This is a genomic window from Pseudoclavibacter sp. RFBB5, from assembly GCF_002931555.1.
Taxonomy (GTDB): domain Bacteria; phylum Actinomycetota; class Actinomycetes; order Actinomycetales; family Microbacteriaceae; genus Pseudoclavibacter.
This window is the reverse complement of sequence record NZ_PSTZ01000011.1, coordinates 170010-184458: the sequence shown is the minus strand read 5'-3', so window position 1 is coordinate 184458 and position 14449 is coordinate 170010. Positions and strand designations below refer to the sequence as shown.

At 67.3% G+C, this 14449-nt stretch carries 13 protein-coding genes; 10 read left to right on the top strand and 3 right to left on the bottom strand.

The features are described 5' to 3' along the window. Positions 1 to 215: 215 nt before the first annotated feature. The 8 genes from C5B97_RS17200 (at position 216) to C5B97_RS17165 (ending at position 9240) form a co-directional block, all read left to right on the top strand. The gene (locus C5B97_RS17200) at positions 216 to 1703 is read left to right on the top strand and encodes an aldehyde dehydrogenase family protein (RefSeq protein ID WP_104313328.1); all 1488 of its coding nucleotides are present in this window, start codon (positions 216 to 218) and stop codon (positions 1701 to 1703) included. Then, positions 1673 to 2626 (top strand): LysR family transcriptional regulator, encoded by a 954-nt coding sequence (locus C5B97_RS17195; RefSeq protein WP_219819830.1) that lies wholly within the window; start codon positions 1673 to 1675, stop codon positions 2624 to 2626. Before C5B97_RS17200 ends, C5B97_RS17195 begins: the two co-directional genes overlap by 31 nt. Before the next feature lie 174 nt (positions 2627 to 2800). Further along, positions 2801 to 4132: an NAD(P)/FAD-dependent oxidoreductase gene (locus C5B97_RS17190; RefSeq protein ID WP_104313326.1), complete on the top strand. Its 1332-nt coding sequence runs from the start codon at positions 2801 to 2803 to the stop codon at positions 4130 to 4132. After that, positions 4132 to 4566: a RidA family protein gene (locus C5B97_RS17185; RefSeq protein WP_104313324.1), complete on the top strand. Its 435-nt coding sequence runs from the start codon at positions 4132 to 4134 to the stop codon at positions 4564 to 4566. The genes C5B97_RS17190 and C5B97_RS17185 overlap by 1 nt, the downstream gene beginning before the upstream one ends. Further along, positions 4563 to 5234 carry a DUF1028 domain-containing protein gene (locus C5B97_RS17180; protein ID WP_104313322.1) on the top strand — a complete coding sequence of 224 codons (672 nt, stop codon included), beginning with the start codon at positions 4563 to 4565 and terminating at the stop codon, positions 5232 to 5234. Before C5B97_RS17185 ends, C5B97_RS17180 begins: the two co-directional genes overlap by 4 nt. A 4-nt stretch (positions 5235 to 5238) precedes the next feature. Beyond that, positions 5239 to 6393: a M20 family metallopeptidase gene (locus tag C5B97_RS17175; RefSeq protein ID WP_258068352.1), complete on the top strand. Its 1155-nt coding sequence runs from the start codon at positions 5239 to 5241 to the stop codon at positions 6391 to 6393. 228 nt (positions 6394 to 6621) lie between these two features. Continuing rightward, complete coding sequence (locus tag C5B97_RS17170; RefSeq protein WP_104313318.1) at positions 6622 to 7068, top strand: hypothetical protein; 447 nt, start codon at positions 6622 to 6624, stop codon at positions 7066 to 7068. Positions 7069 to 7230: 162 nt separating this feature from the next. Then, a complete protein-coding gene (locus C5B97_RS17165) occupies positions 7231 to 9240 on the top strand; it encodes a primary-amine oxidase (protein ID WP_104313491.1) in 2010 nt (669 codons plus the stop codon). An 80-nt stretch (positions 9241 to 9320) separates the two neighbouring features. Here C5B97_RS17165 and C5B97_RS17160 read toward each other — a convergent pair whose 3' ends face one another. After that, positions 9321 to 10817: a dicarboxylate/amino acid:cation symporter gene (locus tag C5B97_RS17160; RefSeq protein WP_104313316.1), complete on the bottom strand. Its 1497-nt coding sequence runs from the start codon at positions 10815 to 10817 to the stop codon at positions 9321 to 9323. A 280-nt stretch (positions 10818 to 11097) separates the two neighbouring features. Here C5B97_RS17160 and C5B97_RS17155 point away from each other — a divergent pair, with 280 nt between their 5' ends. Beyond that, positions 11098 to 12708, top strand: coding sequence for a DHA2 family efflux MFS transporter permease subunit (locus C5B97_RS17155; protein WP_104313314.1), 1611 nt, complete (start codon positions 11098 to 11100; stop codon positions 12706 to 12708). Here C5B97_RS17155 and trmB read toward each other — a convergent pair. Further along, positions 12686 to 13426, bottom strand: a complete 741-nt coding sequence (gene trmB / locus C5B97_RS17150) for a tRNA (guanosine(46)-N7)-methyltransferase TrmB (RefSeq protein WP_104313312.1) — start codon at positions 13424 to 13426, stop codon at positions 12686 to 12688. The two genes, C5B97_RS17155 and trmB, sit on opposite strands and share 23 nt — an antisense overlap. 128 nt (positions 13427 to 13554) lie before the next feature. On the opposite strand from trmB, the gene C5B97_RS17145 reads away from it, so the two are divergent. Next, a complete protein-coding gene (locus C5B97_RS17145) occupies positions 13555 to 13938 on the top strand; it encodes a hypothetical protein (RefSeq protein ID WP_179555563.1) in 384 nt (127 codons plus the stop codon). Here C5B97_RS17145 and C5B97_RS17140 read toward each other — a convergent pair. Next, positions 13935 to 14420, bottom strand: a complete 486-nt coding sequence (locus C5B97_RS17140) for a MarR family winged helix-turn-helix transcriptional regulator (RefSeq protein ID WP_258068343.1) — start codon at positions 14418 to 14420, stop codon at positions 13935 to 13937. The genes C5B97_RS17145 and C5B97_RS17140 overlap by 4 nt on opposite strands. Positions 14421 to 14449 lie beyond the last annotated feature (29 nt).

Sequence of the window (14449 nt, the reverse complement as noted above, 5' to 3'; positions counted from 1 at the left end):
ATTCCGCCCGCCGAGGTGATCTGTCCAGCGCTCTTTTTCGACGAAGTGCATCTAACCAGCTGATGAAGTCAGTTTGGGTCCCATCGCGCCCTGACTCCTGCATCTCCGCTCGTGATGCACTTCGGCACCAATTCGCGCGCCCGTTGCGACGACGTCGTGCGTAGAGTTCCGGCGAAGAGCCGCAGCGGCTCAGCTATCCGTTCTCGGAGGAACCTATGGAAACCACAGCCAAGGCATGGAGCGAACGAGCGGCCCGACTGCACATCGACGGCCGAGCGTTCATCGACGGACAGCGCGTGGACTCGCTCAGCGGGGAGACGTACACGAGCATCAACCCGGCTACGGGGTTGGCCATCGTCGAAGTGGCTCGCGGCGGTGCCGCCGATGTGGAACTCGCCGTCGAAGCGGCTCGGCGTTCGTTCGAATCCGGCGTGTGGAGCCGTCTCAGCGCGGCGGCCCGAGGGGAAGTGCTGATCGCGCTAGCTGACCTCATGCTGGCGCACCTCGATGAGCTCGCGCTCCTCGAATCCATCGACATGGGAAAGCCCCTCAGCCAGACGAGGACCGTCGACGTTCCGGGGTCCGCGGAGACTTTCCGCTGGTACGGGCAGCTCGCCGACAAGCTCACCGATGAGGTTCCGTCGACGCCTCCCGGCTCTACGGCCGTCGTCAGTCGGGTGCCAGTCGGGGTCGTCGGCGCCATCGTGCCGTGGAACTACCCGCTCGAGATCGCATCCTGGAAGCTGGCTCCTGCTCTGATGTCGGGAAACAGCGTCGTCCTGAAGCCGGCGGAGGCGACCTCGCTGACTGCCCTTCGCCTCGCCGACCTCGCGCTCGAAGCCGGGCTGCCCGCGGGTGTGCTGAACATCGTCACGGGCCCGGGCCGGGTCGTCGGCGAAGCGCTTGGCACACACATGGACATCGATGCGTTGACCTTCACCGGTTCTACCGGTGTCGCGAAGCGACTCATGGGCTATTCCGGAGCCTCGAACCTGAAGCGGCTCAGCCTCGAGGCCGGTGGGAAGAGCTCCAACCTGGTCTTCGCCGACACGGAGGACCTCGCGGCCGCCGCCGCGAAGGCGGCATTCGGCGCGTTCTACAACCAGGGTGAGGTGTGCTCAGCGAATTCGCGCATCTTCGTGGAGCGCTCGATCCACGACGAGTTCATCACGCTGCTCGCTGAAGCGGCCAGGGCATACGAGCCCGGCGATCCGCTTGACAGCGCTGTCGGCAATGGGGCGCTCGTCAACGAGCAGCACGCTGACGATGTGGCTGCCGCCATCGCTCAAGCAGGGCGGGATGGGAACCTGATCGGCGGAGAGCGGCACGAACGAGGCGGATCGCGGGCCTTCATCAGCCCCGCGATCGTGTCGGGACTCGAGCTGTCACACCCGCTGCACCGCGACGAGATCTTCGGGCCCCTCGTTGTGGTCCAGGGCTTCGATACGGAGGAGGAGGCCATCCGTGCGGCGAACGACACCGACTACGGACTCGCCGCGTCGGTGTGGACCTCGAACCTCAGCAGAGCGCACCGGGTGGCGAACGCGCTCGTCGCGGGCACCGTCTCCATCAACACCGTGGATGCGCTTGGCCTTACCACTCCGTTCGGCGGGTTCAAGGGCTCGGGCTTCGGGAAGGACCTCTCGGTGCACGCCGTCGACAACTATGTTGGGTGGAAGACAACCTGGTTCCAGCACAACTGAATCCAGTCCGGGAGGACCCCCTGGCCGCACGCAACGACGTCACAATCCAGCAGCTCCGATATTTCGTCGCGGCCGCGAGGTTCGGCAGCATGACGAAGGCGGCGGATGACCTTCTGGTAGCTCAGTCGGCTGTGTCCTCCTCGATCGCCGTGCTGGAGAAGCAGCTCGCGTCGCAGCTGTTCATCCGGCGCCGCTCGAAGGGCCTCACGCTCACCGCCGACGGCGCGCGCTTCCTGCGCAACGCGCAGGCGCTCCTCTCGCAGCTCGATGAATCCATCGAGGAGGCGAGGGGGGATGCGAAGCAGTACAGCGGGGTCGTCCGGCTCGCCTGCTTCGTGACGCTGACGCCGTTTGTCGTGCCGCGACTTCTCGAACGGCTCGAGGTCGCGCATCCAGAGCTCGAAGTCCACGTCTCGGAGGTGGATACCCAGGGTGCGCGCGAGCTGCTGCAGGCTGGCGCGGTGGATCTCGCTGTCGGCTACGACTTCGGCTTCGGGGAGGACGTCGAGGCGCGAGTCATCGGCCACGCGGAACCCTACGTGCTGCTGTCCAGCGGACACCCGCTCGCCCACCTGGGCGAGATCGCCCTCGCCGACCTCGCTGGCGAGAACTTCGTGCTCCTGGACATTCCGCAGAGCCGGGACTACTTCCTGGGTCTGCTCGCGGATGCGAACCTGACTCCGCGCATCCGGCACAGGTCGCGGAACTACGAGACCATCCGAGCCCTCGTGGCCCGTGGCCATGGCTTCTCGATCCTCAATCAGCGAGCCAGTTCGAACGCCACCTACGACGGTGGTGAGATCGTGACGCTCCCGATCACGGGTCAGCAAGACGCGCTCACCATCGTGGTCGCCAGGATGAAGGGCGCGCACCTGAGCTCGCGGATGCGTGCCGTCGCCGATGCGCTCCATGAGGGGCCGTAGCTGCACTTTCTGCATGCATTGAAGTGATGCAGTGAAGCGTCATCCGCTGTTTGAAGTGATGCCACGTGTGCGGTTTCGTAGACGTAGTCAGTCGGCATCGGCACTCGACACAACGCAGTCACGAGCGCCGAGCGACCGGGTGACGTCTCAGTCGTAATCGCAGCGGAGGTAGTCATGACAGCCCATGAGGTGGAAGTCGTTGTAGTGGGGGCGGGCCAGGCGGGCGTCGCGATGAGCGAGCATCTGGCGGCGCGAGGCGTCTCTCACGTCGTGCTCGAGAAGGAGCGGATCGCGCAGCAGTGGCGAACAGGCCGCTGGGACTCGCTCGTCGCGAACGGGCCAGCGTGGCACGACCGGTTCCCCGGGCTCGAGTTCGCGGATGTCGCCCCGGACGAGTTCGCGACGAAGGACCAGGTCGCCGAGTACTTCGAGGCCTATGTGAGGAAGTTCGACCTCCCCGTGCGCACCGGCGTCACGGTGGACACCGTGAAACGGATCGCGGGTGGCCCCGGATTCCACGTGGAGACGTCCGACGGCGCGTACACGGCGCGGTACGTCGTCGCAGCGACCGGCGCCTTCCAGCGCCCCGTCATCCCGGCCCTGGTCCCAGATGCCAGCGCCGTCACGCAGCTGCACTCGAGCGGCTACAAGAATCCAGCGCAGCTGCCGGCCGGCAACGTCCTCGTCGTCGGCGCCGGCTCGTCCGGGGTGCAGATCGCCTCTGAGCTGCAAGGCTCCGGCCGCCAGGTGTTCCTCTCGGTCGGACCCCACGACCGCCCGCCGCGCGCCTACCGGGGCCAGGACTTCGTCTGGTGGCTCGGGGTGCTCGGTAAGTGGGAGATGGCTGCTCCGCCAGCAGGCGCCGAGCACGTCACCATCGCCGTCAGCGGCGCGCGAGGCGGGCACACGGTTGACTTCCGGGCGCTCGCTGCGGAGGGCGTGGTCCTCGCGGGGCGTACGAAGACATTCAACGACGGCACAGTGACCTTCGCCCAGGATCTGGTCGCGAACGTCGCGAACGGAGACGCCAACTATCTCTCCGTGCTGGATGAGGCAGACGAGTTCATCGCTAGGAACGGGCTCGACTTCCCCGAGGAGCCGGCAGCCCGACAGCGCCCCGCAGATCCGGAGAGCCTCAGGAATCCTCTGACGCAGCTGAACCTCGCGGACGCCGGGATCACCACGATCATCTGGGCGACCGGGTTCGCCCGCGACTACGAATGGCTGCAGGTCGAGGCGTTTGACGAGGCTGGCCGCCCGCTGCACCAGCGGGGTGTCTCCGCCGAGGCCGGCGTCTACTTCCTCGGGCTCCCCTGGCAATCGCGACGCGGCTCGAGCTTCATCTGGGGCGTGTGGCACGATGCGCGCTACCTGGCCGACCACATCCTGATTCAGGAGAGCTACTTCGAGCACGCGGCCCAGTCCGCGCGACTCGACGTCGACACTGCCGTCATCACCCCCGTCCCAGCATCACAGTCCGCACCCACACCGGCAGGAGCTCTCTGATGGCCACGCACACCCGTCTGCGCAAGTTCAATACTCGGGAGACGTACCCCGAGCAGTCGCTCGACAACGACCTGTGCCAGGCGGTGGTCGCCGGGGGCGTGGTCTACCTGCGCGGCCAGATCGGTCAGGATCTCGAAACGCGCGACTCCGTGGGGATCGGGGATGTGGAAGCCCAGGCCGAGAAGGCCATGGCGAACATCGCGATGCTCCTGGAGGAGGCAGGCTCCTCCCTCGACGACATCGTCAAGGTGATCGTCTACATCATCGATCCTCGATATCGCGAGCCGGTCTACAGGGTCATGGGCCGGTGGCTCAAGGGGGTGCATCCCGTGTCCACGGGCATCGTCGTCAGCGCGCTCGCTCGACCTGAGTGGCTGGTGGAGATCGACGCCACGGCCGTCCTGTCGTCACCGGTTCCGGGAGTCGGCGCATGACCTTCTCGATCGTCGCCCGGGATGCCAGCGGGGCCATCGGGTCCGCAGTCTGCTCGTCGTCGCCGGCGGTTGCCGCACGGTGCCTCCACCTCGAGGGAGGGGTGGGTGCTGTCAACTCGCAGAACATCACCGATCCACGGCTCGGACCCGCGATCCTCGACGTCCTCCGCAACGGTCGCGGAGCAGAGGCTGCGCTGCGTTCGGTCGTGGAGACCGCCGACCACATCGCGTTCCGACAGCTGCTCGTGGTCGACGCCACCGGCAATTCGGTGGCGTATTCGGGGACGGAGGCGCTCGGTGTCCACGGCGACGCGTGTGGTCCAGGCGTCGCCGCGGGAGGGAACATGCTCGCGTCGCTGGACATCCCCCAGATCATGGTCGATGCGTTCCTCGCTTCGGAGGGGGAGCTGGAGGCACGGCTGCTCTCGGCTATGCACGCCGCGGTCGAAGCTGGTGGCGAGGCGGGCCCCGTGCATTCAGCCGGACTCTCGGTGGTCCGAGACGCAGGCTGGCGGGTCACTGATCTGCGGGTCGACTGGACTGACGGCGCACCTATCGGTGAGCTGGATTCCCTGCTCGTCACGTGGATGCCCCAGCGTGATGACTACGTGAACCGAGGCCTGAACCCGGGCGTCGCCCCCTCGTATGGAGTCCCCGGTGACGAGTGACACGGTGTCGACCCTCAAGGCGAGCCTGGCCGGGACGGTCGATGGGGCTTCTACGGCGCTCATCGCCCTCTCCGAGGCGCTGCACGCGCATCCCGAGACCGCCTGGGAGGAGCACCGCGCTGCGGCGTGGGTCGGTGACGCGCTGGCGACTGCGGGGTTCCGCGTCGAGCCGAGCTACTTGGGCTACGAGACCGCATTCCTCGCAGAAGCGGGGAGCGGACCCGTGACGATCGGCCTCATGGCGGAGTACGACGCGCTTCCGGGGCTGGGCCATGCCTGCGGGCACAACCTGATCGCCGCGAGCTCGGTCGGCGCAGGTCTCGCGCTGGCACGGGTGGCGGATGACCTGGGCCTGACAGTGCGCGTGTACGGAACCCCGGCAGAAGAAGGTGGGGGAGGCAAGATCGAGCTCCTCAAAGCCGGGGCGTTCTCCGACCTCGACTTCGCGATGATGGTGCATCCTGGGCCGGTCGATGTCGCAGAAGCGCGGCCGTTCGCCGTCGCCCACAACCACATCACGTACGAGGGGGTCTCGGCGCATGCCGCCGCGTACCCGGACCAGGGTGTCAACGCCAACGACGCGTTCATCATCGCCCAGGTGGCGTTGGGGCTGCTCCGGCAGCAGCTCCCAGCCGATACTCGCGTGCACGGCATCCAGACCGTCGGCGGATACGCGCCCAACGCGATTCCTGAGCACACCGAGGGGCGCTGGTACACCAGGGCCGGCACCCTCGAGCAGCTCGCCTCGCTGGAGGAGCGGGTTCGCCGCTGCTTCGAGGCGGGTGCTCTGGCGACGGGAGCGACATTGCATGTCCGCCCCGAGAGCGAACCGTATGCGGAGTTCGCCACCGACGAGCGTGCGCTCGCTGCGTACAAGCGCAACGCGCTCGAGCGTGGCCGAGTCTTCGCCGACCCGGACGTCGCGGGGCGGATGAACCGGGCGTCGACGGACATGGGGAATGTGTCGCAGGTCGTACGCGCGATCCATCCCTACATAGGTGTTGATTCGCTGCCGTTCACGAACCATCAGAAGGAGTTCGCCGCGGCGTGCGTCGGGGTGGACGCTGAGCGTGCGCTCCTGGACGCGGCAACGCTGACCGCGTGGACGGTGGCCGATCTCGTGAGCGACGGCGGAGACGGTCCTCTGGGTGCGAGCTGACCCCTCGTGGCAGCACTGCGAGTCTCAGCGGCCTCATCCGCGCCGTCGCTGGGGCCCGCCGTGCGTGAAGGTGCGATGCGCACGTCGAATCCATTGATCTGATGCACTTCATCGTATTCCGGTGTTTGCGTGATGCACAGGAAGCGGCTTGGGTATGAGCAGGGCGACGGGGCCCGCGGAGTCCATCGCCATCGTCAGCATGAACGGCAGCAGAGGAACGGAGCAGGTATGCGCGTGCAGCAGGCAGACGCAGCTCGTTCGATGCACCACGGGCTCGTGCTCGTCGCGATGATCCCTTGCCTCGTCGGCGCGGAGATGATCGTCCACATCGGAGCGGCCGCCGTCATGTACGTGCTGTGCCTGTTCAGCGGGCGCCGCCTCCGCCGCGACCCGATGACGCTCCCGAACTTCATCGACGACCTCGCGATGTTCGCGCTGATCTTCGCGATGATCCTCTCCGCGCACGACCCCGAAGCCGCGGCTGCGCACGGTCATCACGGCGGGCGTGAGAGCTTCAGCATCGCCCAGGGAGCCGCCGTCGTCACGGCGACTGCCTGGGCGGCGGCCCGCGTCGGCCTGCTGCAGAGAAACGGCCTCACGCGCGGCGGGGCCGCGGCGCTCGGGATGTCCACGGTTATGGTCGCCTGGATGGCCACGACGCTGATCCGCCACTGACCGTCTCTCCCTCGACCACCCAGAACCAGGTCGCGTCCCGAGAGCCGAGACGCGTATCCGAACGCACATGCAGACAAGAACGAAGACGACGCGGAAGCGGTGACGCGGATGCTCCACTCCGGCGGGGAGAGTCCCGCGCCGGCACCGCGCGAGGAGGCGCTCATGACGAACACAGAATCACTGCACACCGCTGGCCAGCGGGTCTCGCACCTCGATGAGGCGCATCATCCACTCGACGGCCTGACCGCGGCCGAGATCGATCGCGGGCGTTCGATCCTCGACGAGGCGGGACTCCTGACCGGACACAGCCGGTTCCCGAGCATCATGCCCGTCGAGCCGGACAAGGACTACGTGCGCGCCTTCGTCCCCGGATCCCCGATGCGACGCCGTATCGAGTACGTCGTGCTCGAGATCGACACGGGCGTCTCGACGGAGCACATCGTCGACCTCGACGCGGGCACCGTCGCGCACAGCGGGGTCGTCCCGAGCGGTGAGTTTCCCTACGGGCAGCCCGCCTACCTCTTCGAGGAGTACGACAGGGCGATGGAGATCGCGAAGTCCAGCGAGCTGTGGCAGGCGGCCATGCGTCGCCGCGGACTGGGTGACCGGATCGCCGACGCGTTCTGCTCACCCCTCGCTCCCGGCTACTTCGGCTACGAAGACGAGATCGGCCGCCGCATGATCCGCTCGCTGACCTTCCTCCGAGACCACCCCGACGATGTCGCCTGGGCGCACCCAGTCGAGGGCCTTCTGGTCACCATCAACCTGACAGCCGGCGAGGTCGTCAGCGTCTACGACGAGGGGGAGGTCGTCACCGCGGCAACCTCCGGCCGCTACGACGAGGAACACGTCGGTCCAGCACGCAGCACGCTGAAACCCATCGAGATAACGCAGCCGGAAGGCCCGAGCTACCGCGTCGACGGGTCTCTCGTCGAGTGGGAGGGCTGGCAGTTCCGTGTCGGCTTCAACGCCCGCGAGGGGCTTGTGCTCAATCAGCTGAGCTTCCTCGACGGGGATGAGCGACGACCGATCCTGTATCGCGGCTCGGTGCCCGAGATGGTCGTGCCGTACGGAGACACGTCGCGAAACCGGTACTGGATCAGCTACTTCGACGCAGGGGAGTACTACCTCGGTAAGAGCGCGAACGCGCTCTCGCTCGGGTGCGACTGCCTGGGCGTCATCCACTACTTCGACGGCATGAGCCACGACGACCACGGGAACGCGCTCCGGATCCCGCAGGCCGTGTGCATGCATGAAGAGGACGCGTCGATTCTGTACAAGCACACCGAGTTCGGGTACGGCACGGACGTTCGCCGGCAGCGACGACTGGTGATCTCCTACATCGCCACCATCGGCAACTATGACTACGGCTTCTACTGGCACCTCTACCTCGACGGCACCATCGAGGTGGAGGCGAAGGCCACGGGGCTCGTGTTCAACGGCTCCGGGACGCCAGGGGTCACGGAAGCGCATCGCCTCGAGATCGCACCGGGCCTCTTCGCGCCCGTCCACCAGCACATCTTCTGCGCGCGGCTGGACGTCGAGATCGACGGTGCCGACAACTACGTCGACAAGTCGGAGGTGAAGCGCATCCCGATGGGAGAGCAGAATCCCTACGGCAACGCCTTCACCTGGGACCGCGAGCGAGTCCAGGTCGAGGGTGGTTTCGATGACGACCGGTCCGTCCGGCGGACCTGGCACATCGGTTCGAACCGTCGGAAGAACGTCGTAGGGAAGGCCACGGAGTACGAGCTCCTCGGCGAGGGGTGGCCGACGCTGCTCGCCGACCCGGAATCGAGTGTCTACCAGCGGGCGACGTTCGCCGCCCACAATACCTGGGTGACGAGGTATCACGACGACGAGCGTTGGCCTGCTGGCAAGTATCCGAACCAGCATGCGGGTGGTGCGGGTCTGCCCGAGTACGTCGGTGATGCGGAGTCAGTGGATGGGGGCGACATCGTCGTCTGGCATTCCTTCGGGCCGACGCACCTCCCACGCCCGGAGGACTTCCCGATCATGCCGGTCGACATCTACCGCTTCCAGCTGAAGCCGTACGGGTTCTTCGATCGCAACCCCGCGCTGGACGTGCCCGACTGGTCGAAGCGCGGTGAGAGCGGCAGCTGCTGCGCGCACTCCGCACAACGACGCTACGGACGCATGCCGGCCGAGTAGTCACGCGAGACGGGCGCCTGCTCCCGGATGCCCCGCTAGGGGTTCCGAGGGCAAGCGCCCGTTGACTGCTTGAGCCGAAGCTAGCTGCGGCGTTCCGCATCCTGCAGGGTCGCGCCTTCGAAGGCGTCCTGCTCGCGGTCGGCCTGCGAGCCGGTGGAGCGCTGGATGGTCTCCTCCACTTCCTCGTCGGTCTCGTCGGAGAAGGCGACGTCGCCGCGGGGCGCGTTGTAGAGCTTCTCGTTGAGGATGCCCTCGCGCTTCGCGACGATCATCGGCACGAGTGCCTGGCCGGCGACGTTGGTCGCGGTGCGGCCCATGTCGAGGATCGGGTCGATGGCGAGGAGCAGGCCGACACCCTCGAGCGGGAGGCCGAGTGTCGACAGGGTGAGCGTGAGCATGACCGTGGCACCCGTCGTGCCGGCCGTCGCGGCGGAGCCGACGACGGACACGATGACGATGAGGATGTACTGCATGATCGACAGTTCGATGCCGAAGAACTGGGCGACGAAGATCGCCGAGATGGCCGGGTAGATCGCGGCGCATCCATCCATCTTCGTGGTCGCGCCGAACGGAACGGCGAAGGATGCGTACTCGCGGGGCACTCCGAGGTTGCGTTCGGTCACGCGCTGCGTGAGGGGGAGCGTGCCGATGGAGGAGCGGCTCACGAACGCGAGCTGCACTGCCGGCCAGACGCCGGAGAAGAAGCGGCCGATGGACAGGCCGTGCGCCTTCACGAGGATCGGGTAGACGACGAACAGGACGAGCGCGAGGCCGATGTAGATGGCGATCGCGAACCAGGCGAGGCTCGTGAGCTTCTCCCAGCCGTAGTTGACGACGGCGCTCGCGATGAGGCCCAGCGTGCCCAGTGGGGCGATGCGGATGATCCACCACAGCACCTTCTGGATGACTGCGAGGGCGGACGCCGTGAACTCGAGGAACGGCTCGGCGCGCTTGCCGAGGCGCAGCGCCGCGATGCCGATGACGACGGCGATGACGATGACCTGCAGCACGTTGAACGCGATCGTCGAGTTCACGTCGCCGGTGTCTGCGTCCACGCGCGAGCGCACGCCCATGCCGAGGAAGTTCTGCGGGACGAGCCCGGTGAGGAAGTTCCACCAGGTGCCGACGGAGGAGGGTTCGCCGGTCTCGAGCTGCGACTGGTCGACGCGGCTGCCCGGCTGGATGGTCACGCCGAGCACGATGCCGATCGTCACCGCGATGAGCGCGGTGATGCCGAACCACAGGAGCGTCTGGCCCGCGAGCCTGGCCGCGTTCGTCACGAGGCGCAGCTGCGCGATGCTCGAGATGACGGCGGTGAGGATGAGCGGAACGACGGCGGCGGTCAGGATGGTGACGTACGAGCTGCCGATGGTGGCGAGCGTCGCGGCGAGCCCGTTGGGGTTGCCTTCCGCGTCATCGCCCAGGTTGCGGGCGACCAGTCCGAGCACGACGCCCAGGACGAGGGCGGCAAGGATCTGGAATCCGAACGACGTGAGGAGCTTGCGCGCGCGGCTCTTGGGGCGCGGCGTCACCTCAGCTTCGGATGCTCCGGCTGTTGTGGGGGTGTTGGCCGACATGGAAGATCTCCCGATGCGATTTCTCATTTCGCGGGATATTCCGCGAACTGAGCGAGGCTACGCCTGACCAGGGGGAGTGTCACGGGTGTGACGGTTCATGACACACAACAAATGGTGTGCTCCGGGACGTCACGAACCGTCAGGGCGGGAATGGAACGGCGAGACCAGAGCTGAGGCTCGTCTCACCAAAAGTAATTAAACGATTGAGCGAAATCGCAAGCAAGGAGGCGTACCCTCACCTCGTCGTCACCATCCCCCTTGCACGAGAAGTTGGAGCATCATGGCCGAGTCAGCACGTCGACGGTGGGTTGGACTGGTCTTCATCAGCGTCGCGGTGGCGCTCATCATCGTCGACTCGACGATCGTGAACGTCGCTGTCCCGTCGATCGTCACCGAGCTCGGCATCACGTCGACCGAGGTGCAGTGGGTGCAGGAGGCGTACACGCTCGTCTTCGCGTCGCTGCTGCTCCTCTTCGGGAGTCTCGCCGACCGCGTCGGCCGCCGCCGGCTGATGCTCATCGGCGTCGTGATCTTCGCCGTCGCCTCAGTGGCAGCCGCACTCGCTCCGACGGGTGGGCTGCTCATCCTCGCCCGCCTCGTCCAGGGTGTCGGCGGGGCGATGATCCTCCCGACGACCCTCTCGCTCATCAACGCGACCTTCCGGGGTCGAGAGCGAGGCATCGCGTTCGCCGTCTGGGGCTCGACGATCGGCGGCATGGCCGCGGTCGGTCCGCTGCTCGGCGGCTGGCTCACGACGGAGTTCTCGTGGCGCTGGGCGTTCGGCATCAACGTGCCGCTCGGCATCATCATCGTCATCGGCGTGCTCCTCTTCGTCAACGAGTCGAGAGAGCCCGCGCAGCAGCGACTCGACCTCGTCGGTGCGGTGCTCTCCGTGGTCACCTTCGGCGCCCTCGTCTTCGGCCTCATCGAAGGCCGCACCTACGGGTGGTGGGCCGTCAACGAGACGTTCACGATCGGCTCGTTCGAGTGGCCCCTCCCCATCTCGCCCGTGCCCGTCGCGTTCGGCGTCGCGGCGCTGGCCCTCATCACGTTCATCGTCCGCGGCGTGCGGCGGTCTCGACGGGGCGAGTCATCGCTGCTCGAGTTCTCCCTCTTCCGCATCTCGTCGTTCCGCAACGGCAACATCGCGGCGATGGTGGTTGCGCTCGGCGAGTTCGGCATCATCCTGTCGCTGCCGCTGTGGCTGCAGTTCGTGCTCGGCTTCGACGCCCTGCAGACCGGGTTCGTGCTGCTGGCGCTCGCCGCGGGTTCGTTCGTCGCGAGCGGATTCGCGGGTGCGAGCAGCGGGAAGGTCAACGCGGTCACGATCGTGCGCGTCGGCATCCTCGCGGAGATCGTCGGCATCGCGTGGGCGGGATTCATCATCGCCCCGGATGCGCAGTGGGGGTGGCTCATCCCCGCCTTGTTCGTCTACGGCTTCGGGGTCGGCCTGGCCACCGCGCAGCTCACGGGAGTTGTGCTGCAGGATGTTCCGGTCGAGCTCTCGGGTCAGGGGTCCGGGACGCAGTCGACGTCCAGGCAGGTGGGGTCGGCGCTCGGCGTCGCCATCCTCGGAACGATCCTCTTCACGACCACCGGCGCATCCCTCGGTGCCTCGCTCGACGACGCCCAAGTGCCCGCCGAACAGCGAGACCAGGTGGTCTCGGCGGTGGTCGACTCGGCAGGCGGCGCCATCGCCGGCCTCGGCGAAAACCCCGCGACGGCCGATTTCGCGGACGACGCGAAGGCGGCGCTCTCCGACGGCACCCGCGCATCGGCGTTCACGGCCGCCGCGTTCCTCGCGCTCGGCCTCGCCGCGACGTTGCGCCTCGGCTCCGGGAAGCGCGAGGAGGAGGCGGCCGCAGAGGCTACTCCGACGTCACGTAGCTGAGGTCGTGGATGCGCCTCCCGGCCTTCGCTGCCTTCCGCTCGAAGACGGTGAGCGTTCGACCGTCGAACCGAGGGGCCCAGTCGCCCGGATGCTCGCTCGTGAACTCGGGAGCCGCATCCAGCACCTCCCGCATCTGGAACGCGTAGTCCTCCCAGTCTGTGGCGAGCCGCATGCGGCCGCCTGGGCGCAGGGCGTTCGCGGCGACAGCGCCGAAGCCCTCGCGCACGAGCCGCCGCTTCGTGTGCTTCGCCTTGTGCCAGGGGTCGGGGAAGAAGATCCACAGTTCCTCGATGCTGCCGGCGGGGAGCATGTGCTCGAGCACCTCGACGGCGTTCGCCTCGACGAGACGCACGTTCGACAGGCCGGCGTCCTCGATGCGGCGCAGCGTGCGGGCGAGGCCGGCGACGAAGACCTCGACGGCGAGGAAGTTCCATTCCGGATGCTCGGCGGCCGCCGCGACCACGGCCTCACCCGTCCCGGATCCGACCTCGACGACGAGCGGCGCGTCCCTGCCGAACAGCTCGGCCGGGTCGACCCGGAACGAGGGACTCACGGAGAAGTCGAGCTCGGCGCGTTCGACGTCGACGAGGTACTTCGGGCCGAGCGTGTTCCACGAGTTCAGCTGCCCCTCGGTGAGGCGGCCGCTGCGCCGCGAGAACGAGAAGATCGGACGATGCGAGGGGTGCTGCTCCGGCTGGGCGGTTTCTGCGTCTGACACCCGACAAACCTAGGCGATGCTTGGCGCGGTCGGGCAAACCAGCAGCTGGCAGGCAAGAGTGTTCGAGAAAGTGCCCCGGATGAGGGATGCTGGACGTCGTAAGCCGTCACCCCCGGTCGGAGGCCAGAATGCCGTATCGAAGCAAAGAAGTACTCGAGTCATGGGCTCGGGAGTTCGAGAGCCTCGGCTATGCCGAGCCGGGGGTCGTCAAGGTCATCGTGCAGGACGGCGACGAAGGCCATGACACGGGGCTCGTGCGGGTGCAGCTGACGGACGTTCCCACCGAGCTCTACCTACAACCTGGTACCCGCGAGAGCCCGAAGTGGTCGGTGACGATGGAGCCCCGCGAGCATACGCTGAACCTCTCAGCGGCGAGCGTGCATTCCCTCGCGCAGGAGCTGGCCGTCATCTCAGCGCTGTGCACCTTCCTGCAGGCGAAGTCGATCGTGCTGCTCGCCGAGCTCCACTCGCCCGCAGAGGCGCAACCGGCGAACGGCGACGCCCGCCCCTAACCTGCCTGAGTGGACCCGGGCCCTTCGAGCTCCTGCGTCGTGACGCTCACCGCGTGCGTCAACAGCTCGGCGAGTCTCTGCAGCGTTGCAGGGTCCGCCTCGGCGGAGAGTGCCGCTTCGAGGCTCCGGTCGAATTCGTTGAGGCGGTTCCACGGACTCGACGAGAGGTCGACAGTGACCGTGAGGAGGCTCGCGCGCCGATCGCTGGGGTCGGTATCGCGATGGATGGTGCCGCGTTCGATGAGCCGGTCGCAGAGGGTCGAGACACCGGCGGAGGTGAGACCCAGGTATGCGCGGAGGGCGCTGGGCCTGGAGCCGGGGTTCTGGGCCAAGAACGCGAGGGCTCGCGCATCCATCTCGCCGATGCCGAGCGAACGCCTCGCTTCATGCTGCGACGCCTGCCTCGCTTCCGCAAAGGCGGTGAGGGCAGCGCTCAATGCGGGTGCGCGGGGCGGGCCGTCGGCGGAGGGAGCATTCGTCACTGCGGCGCTCCCCTCGATCTCGGTTGTGC

Bases quoted from the DNA above. Each gene is read 5' to 3' on its own strand.
- C5B97_RS17200 (WP_104313328.1), top strand. From the start codon at position 216: ATGGAAACCACAGCCAAGGCATGGAGCGAACGAGCGGCCCGACTGCAC.
- C5B97_RS17190 (WP_104313326.1), top strand. From the start codon at position 2,801: ATGACAGCCCATGAGGTGGAAGTCGTTGTAGTGGGGGCGGGCCAGGCG.
- C5B97_RS17185 (WP_104313324.1), top strand. From the start codon at position 4,132: ATGGCCACGCACACCCGTCTGCGCAAGTTCAATACTCGGGAGACGTAC.
- C5B97_RS17180 (WP_104313322.1), top strand. From the start codon at position 4,563: ATGACCTTCTCGATCGTCGCCCGGGATGCCAGCGGGGCCATCGGGTCC.
- C5B97_RS17170 (WP_104313318.1), top strand. From the start codon at position 6,622: ATGCGCGTGCAGCAGGCAGACGCAGCTCGTTCGATGCACCACGGGCTC.
- C5B97_RS17165 (WP_104313491.1), top strand. From the start codon at position 7,231: ATGACGAACACAGAATCACTGCACACCGCTGGCCAGCGGGTCTCGCAC.
- C5B97_RS17160 (WP_104313316.1), bottom strand. From the start codon at position 10,817: ATGTCGGCCAACACCCCCACAACAGCCGGAGCATCCGAAGCTGAGGTG.
- C5B97_RS17155 (WP_104313314.1), top strand. From the start codon at position 11,098: ATGGCCGAGTCAGCACGTCGACGGTGGGTTGGACTGGTCTTCATCAGC.
- C5B97_RS17145 (WP_179555563.1), top strand. From the start codon at position 13,555: ATGCCGTATCGAAGCAAAGAAGTACTCGAGTCATGGGCTCGGGAGTTC.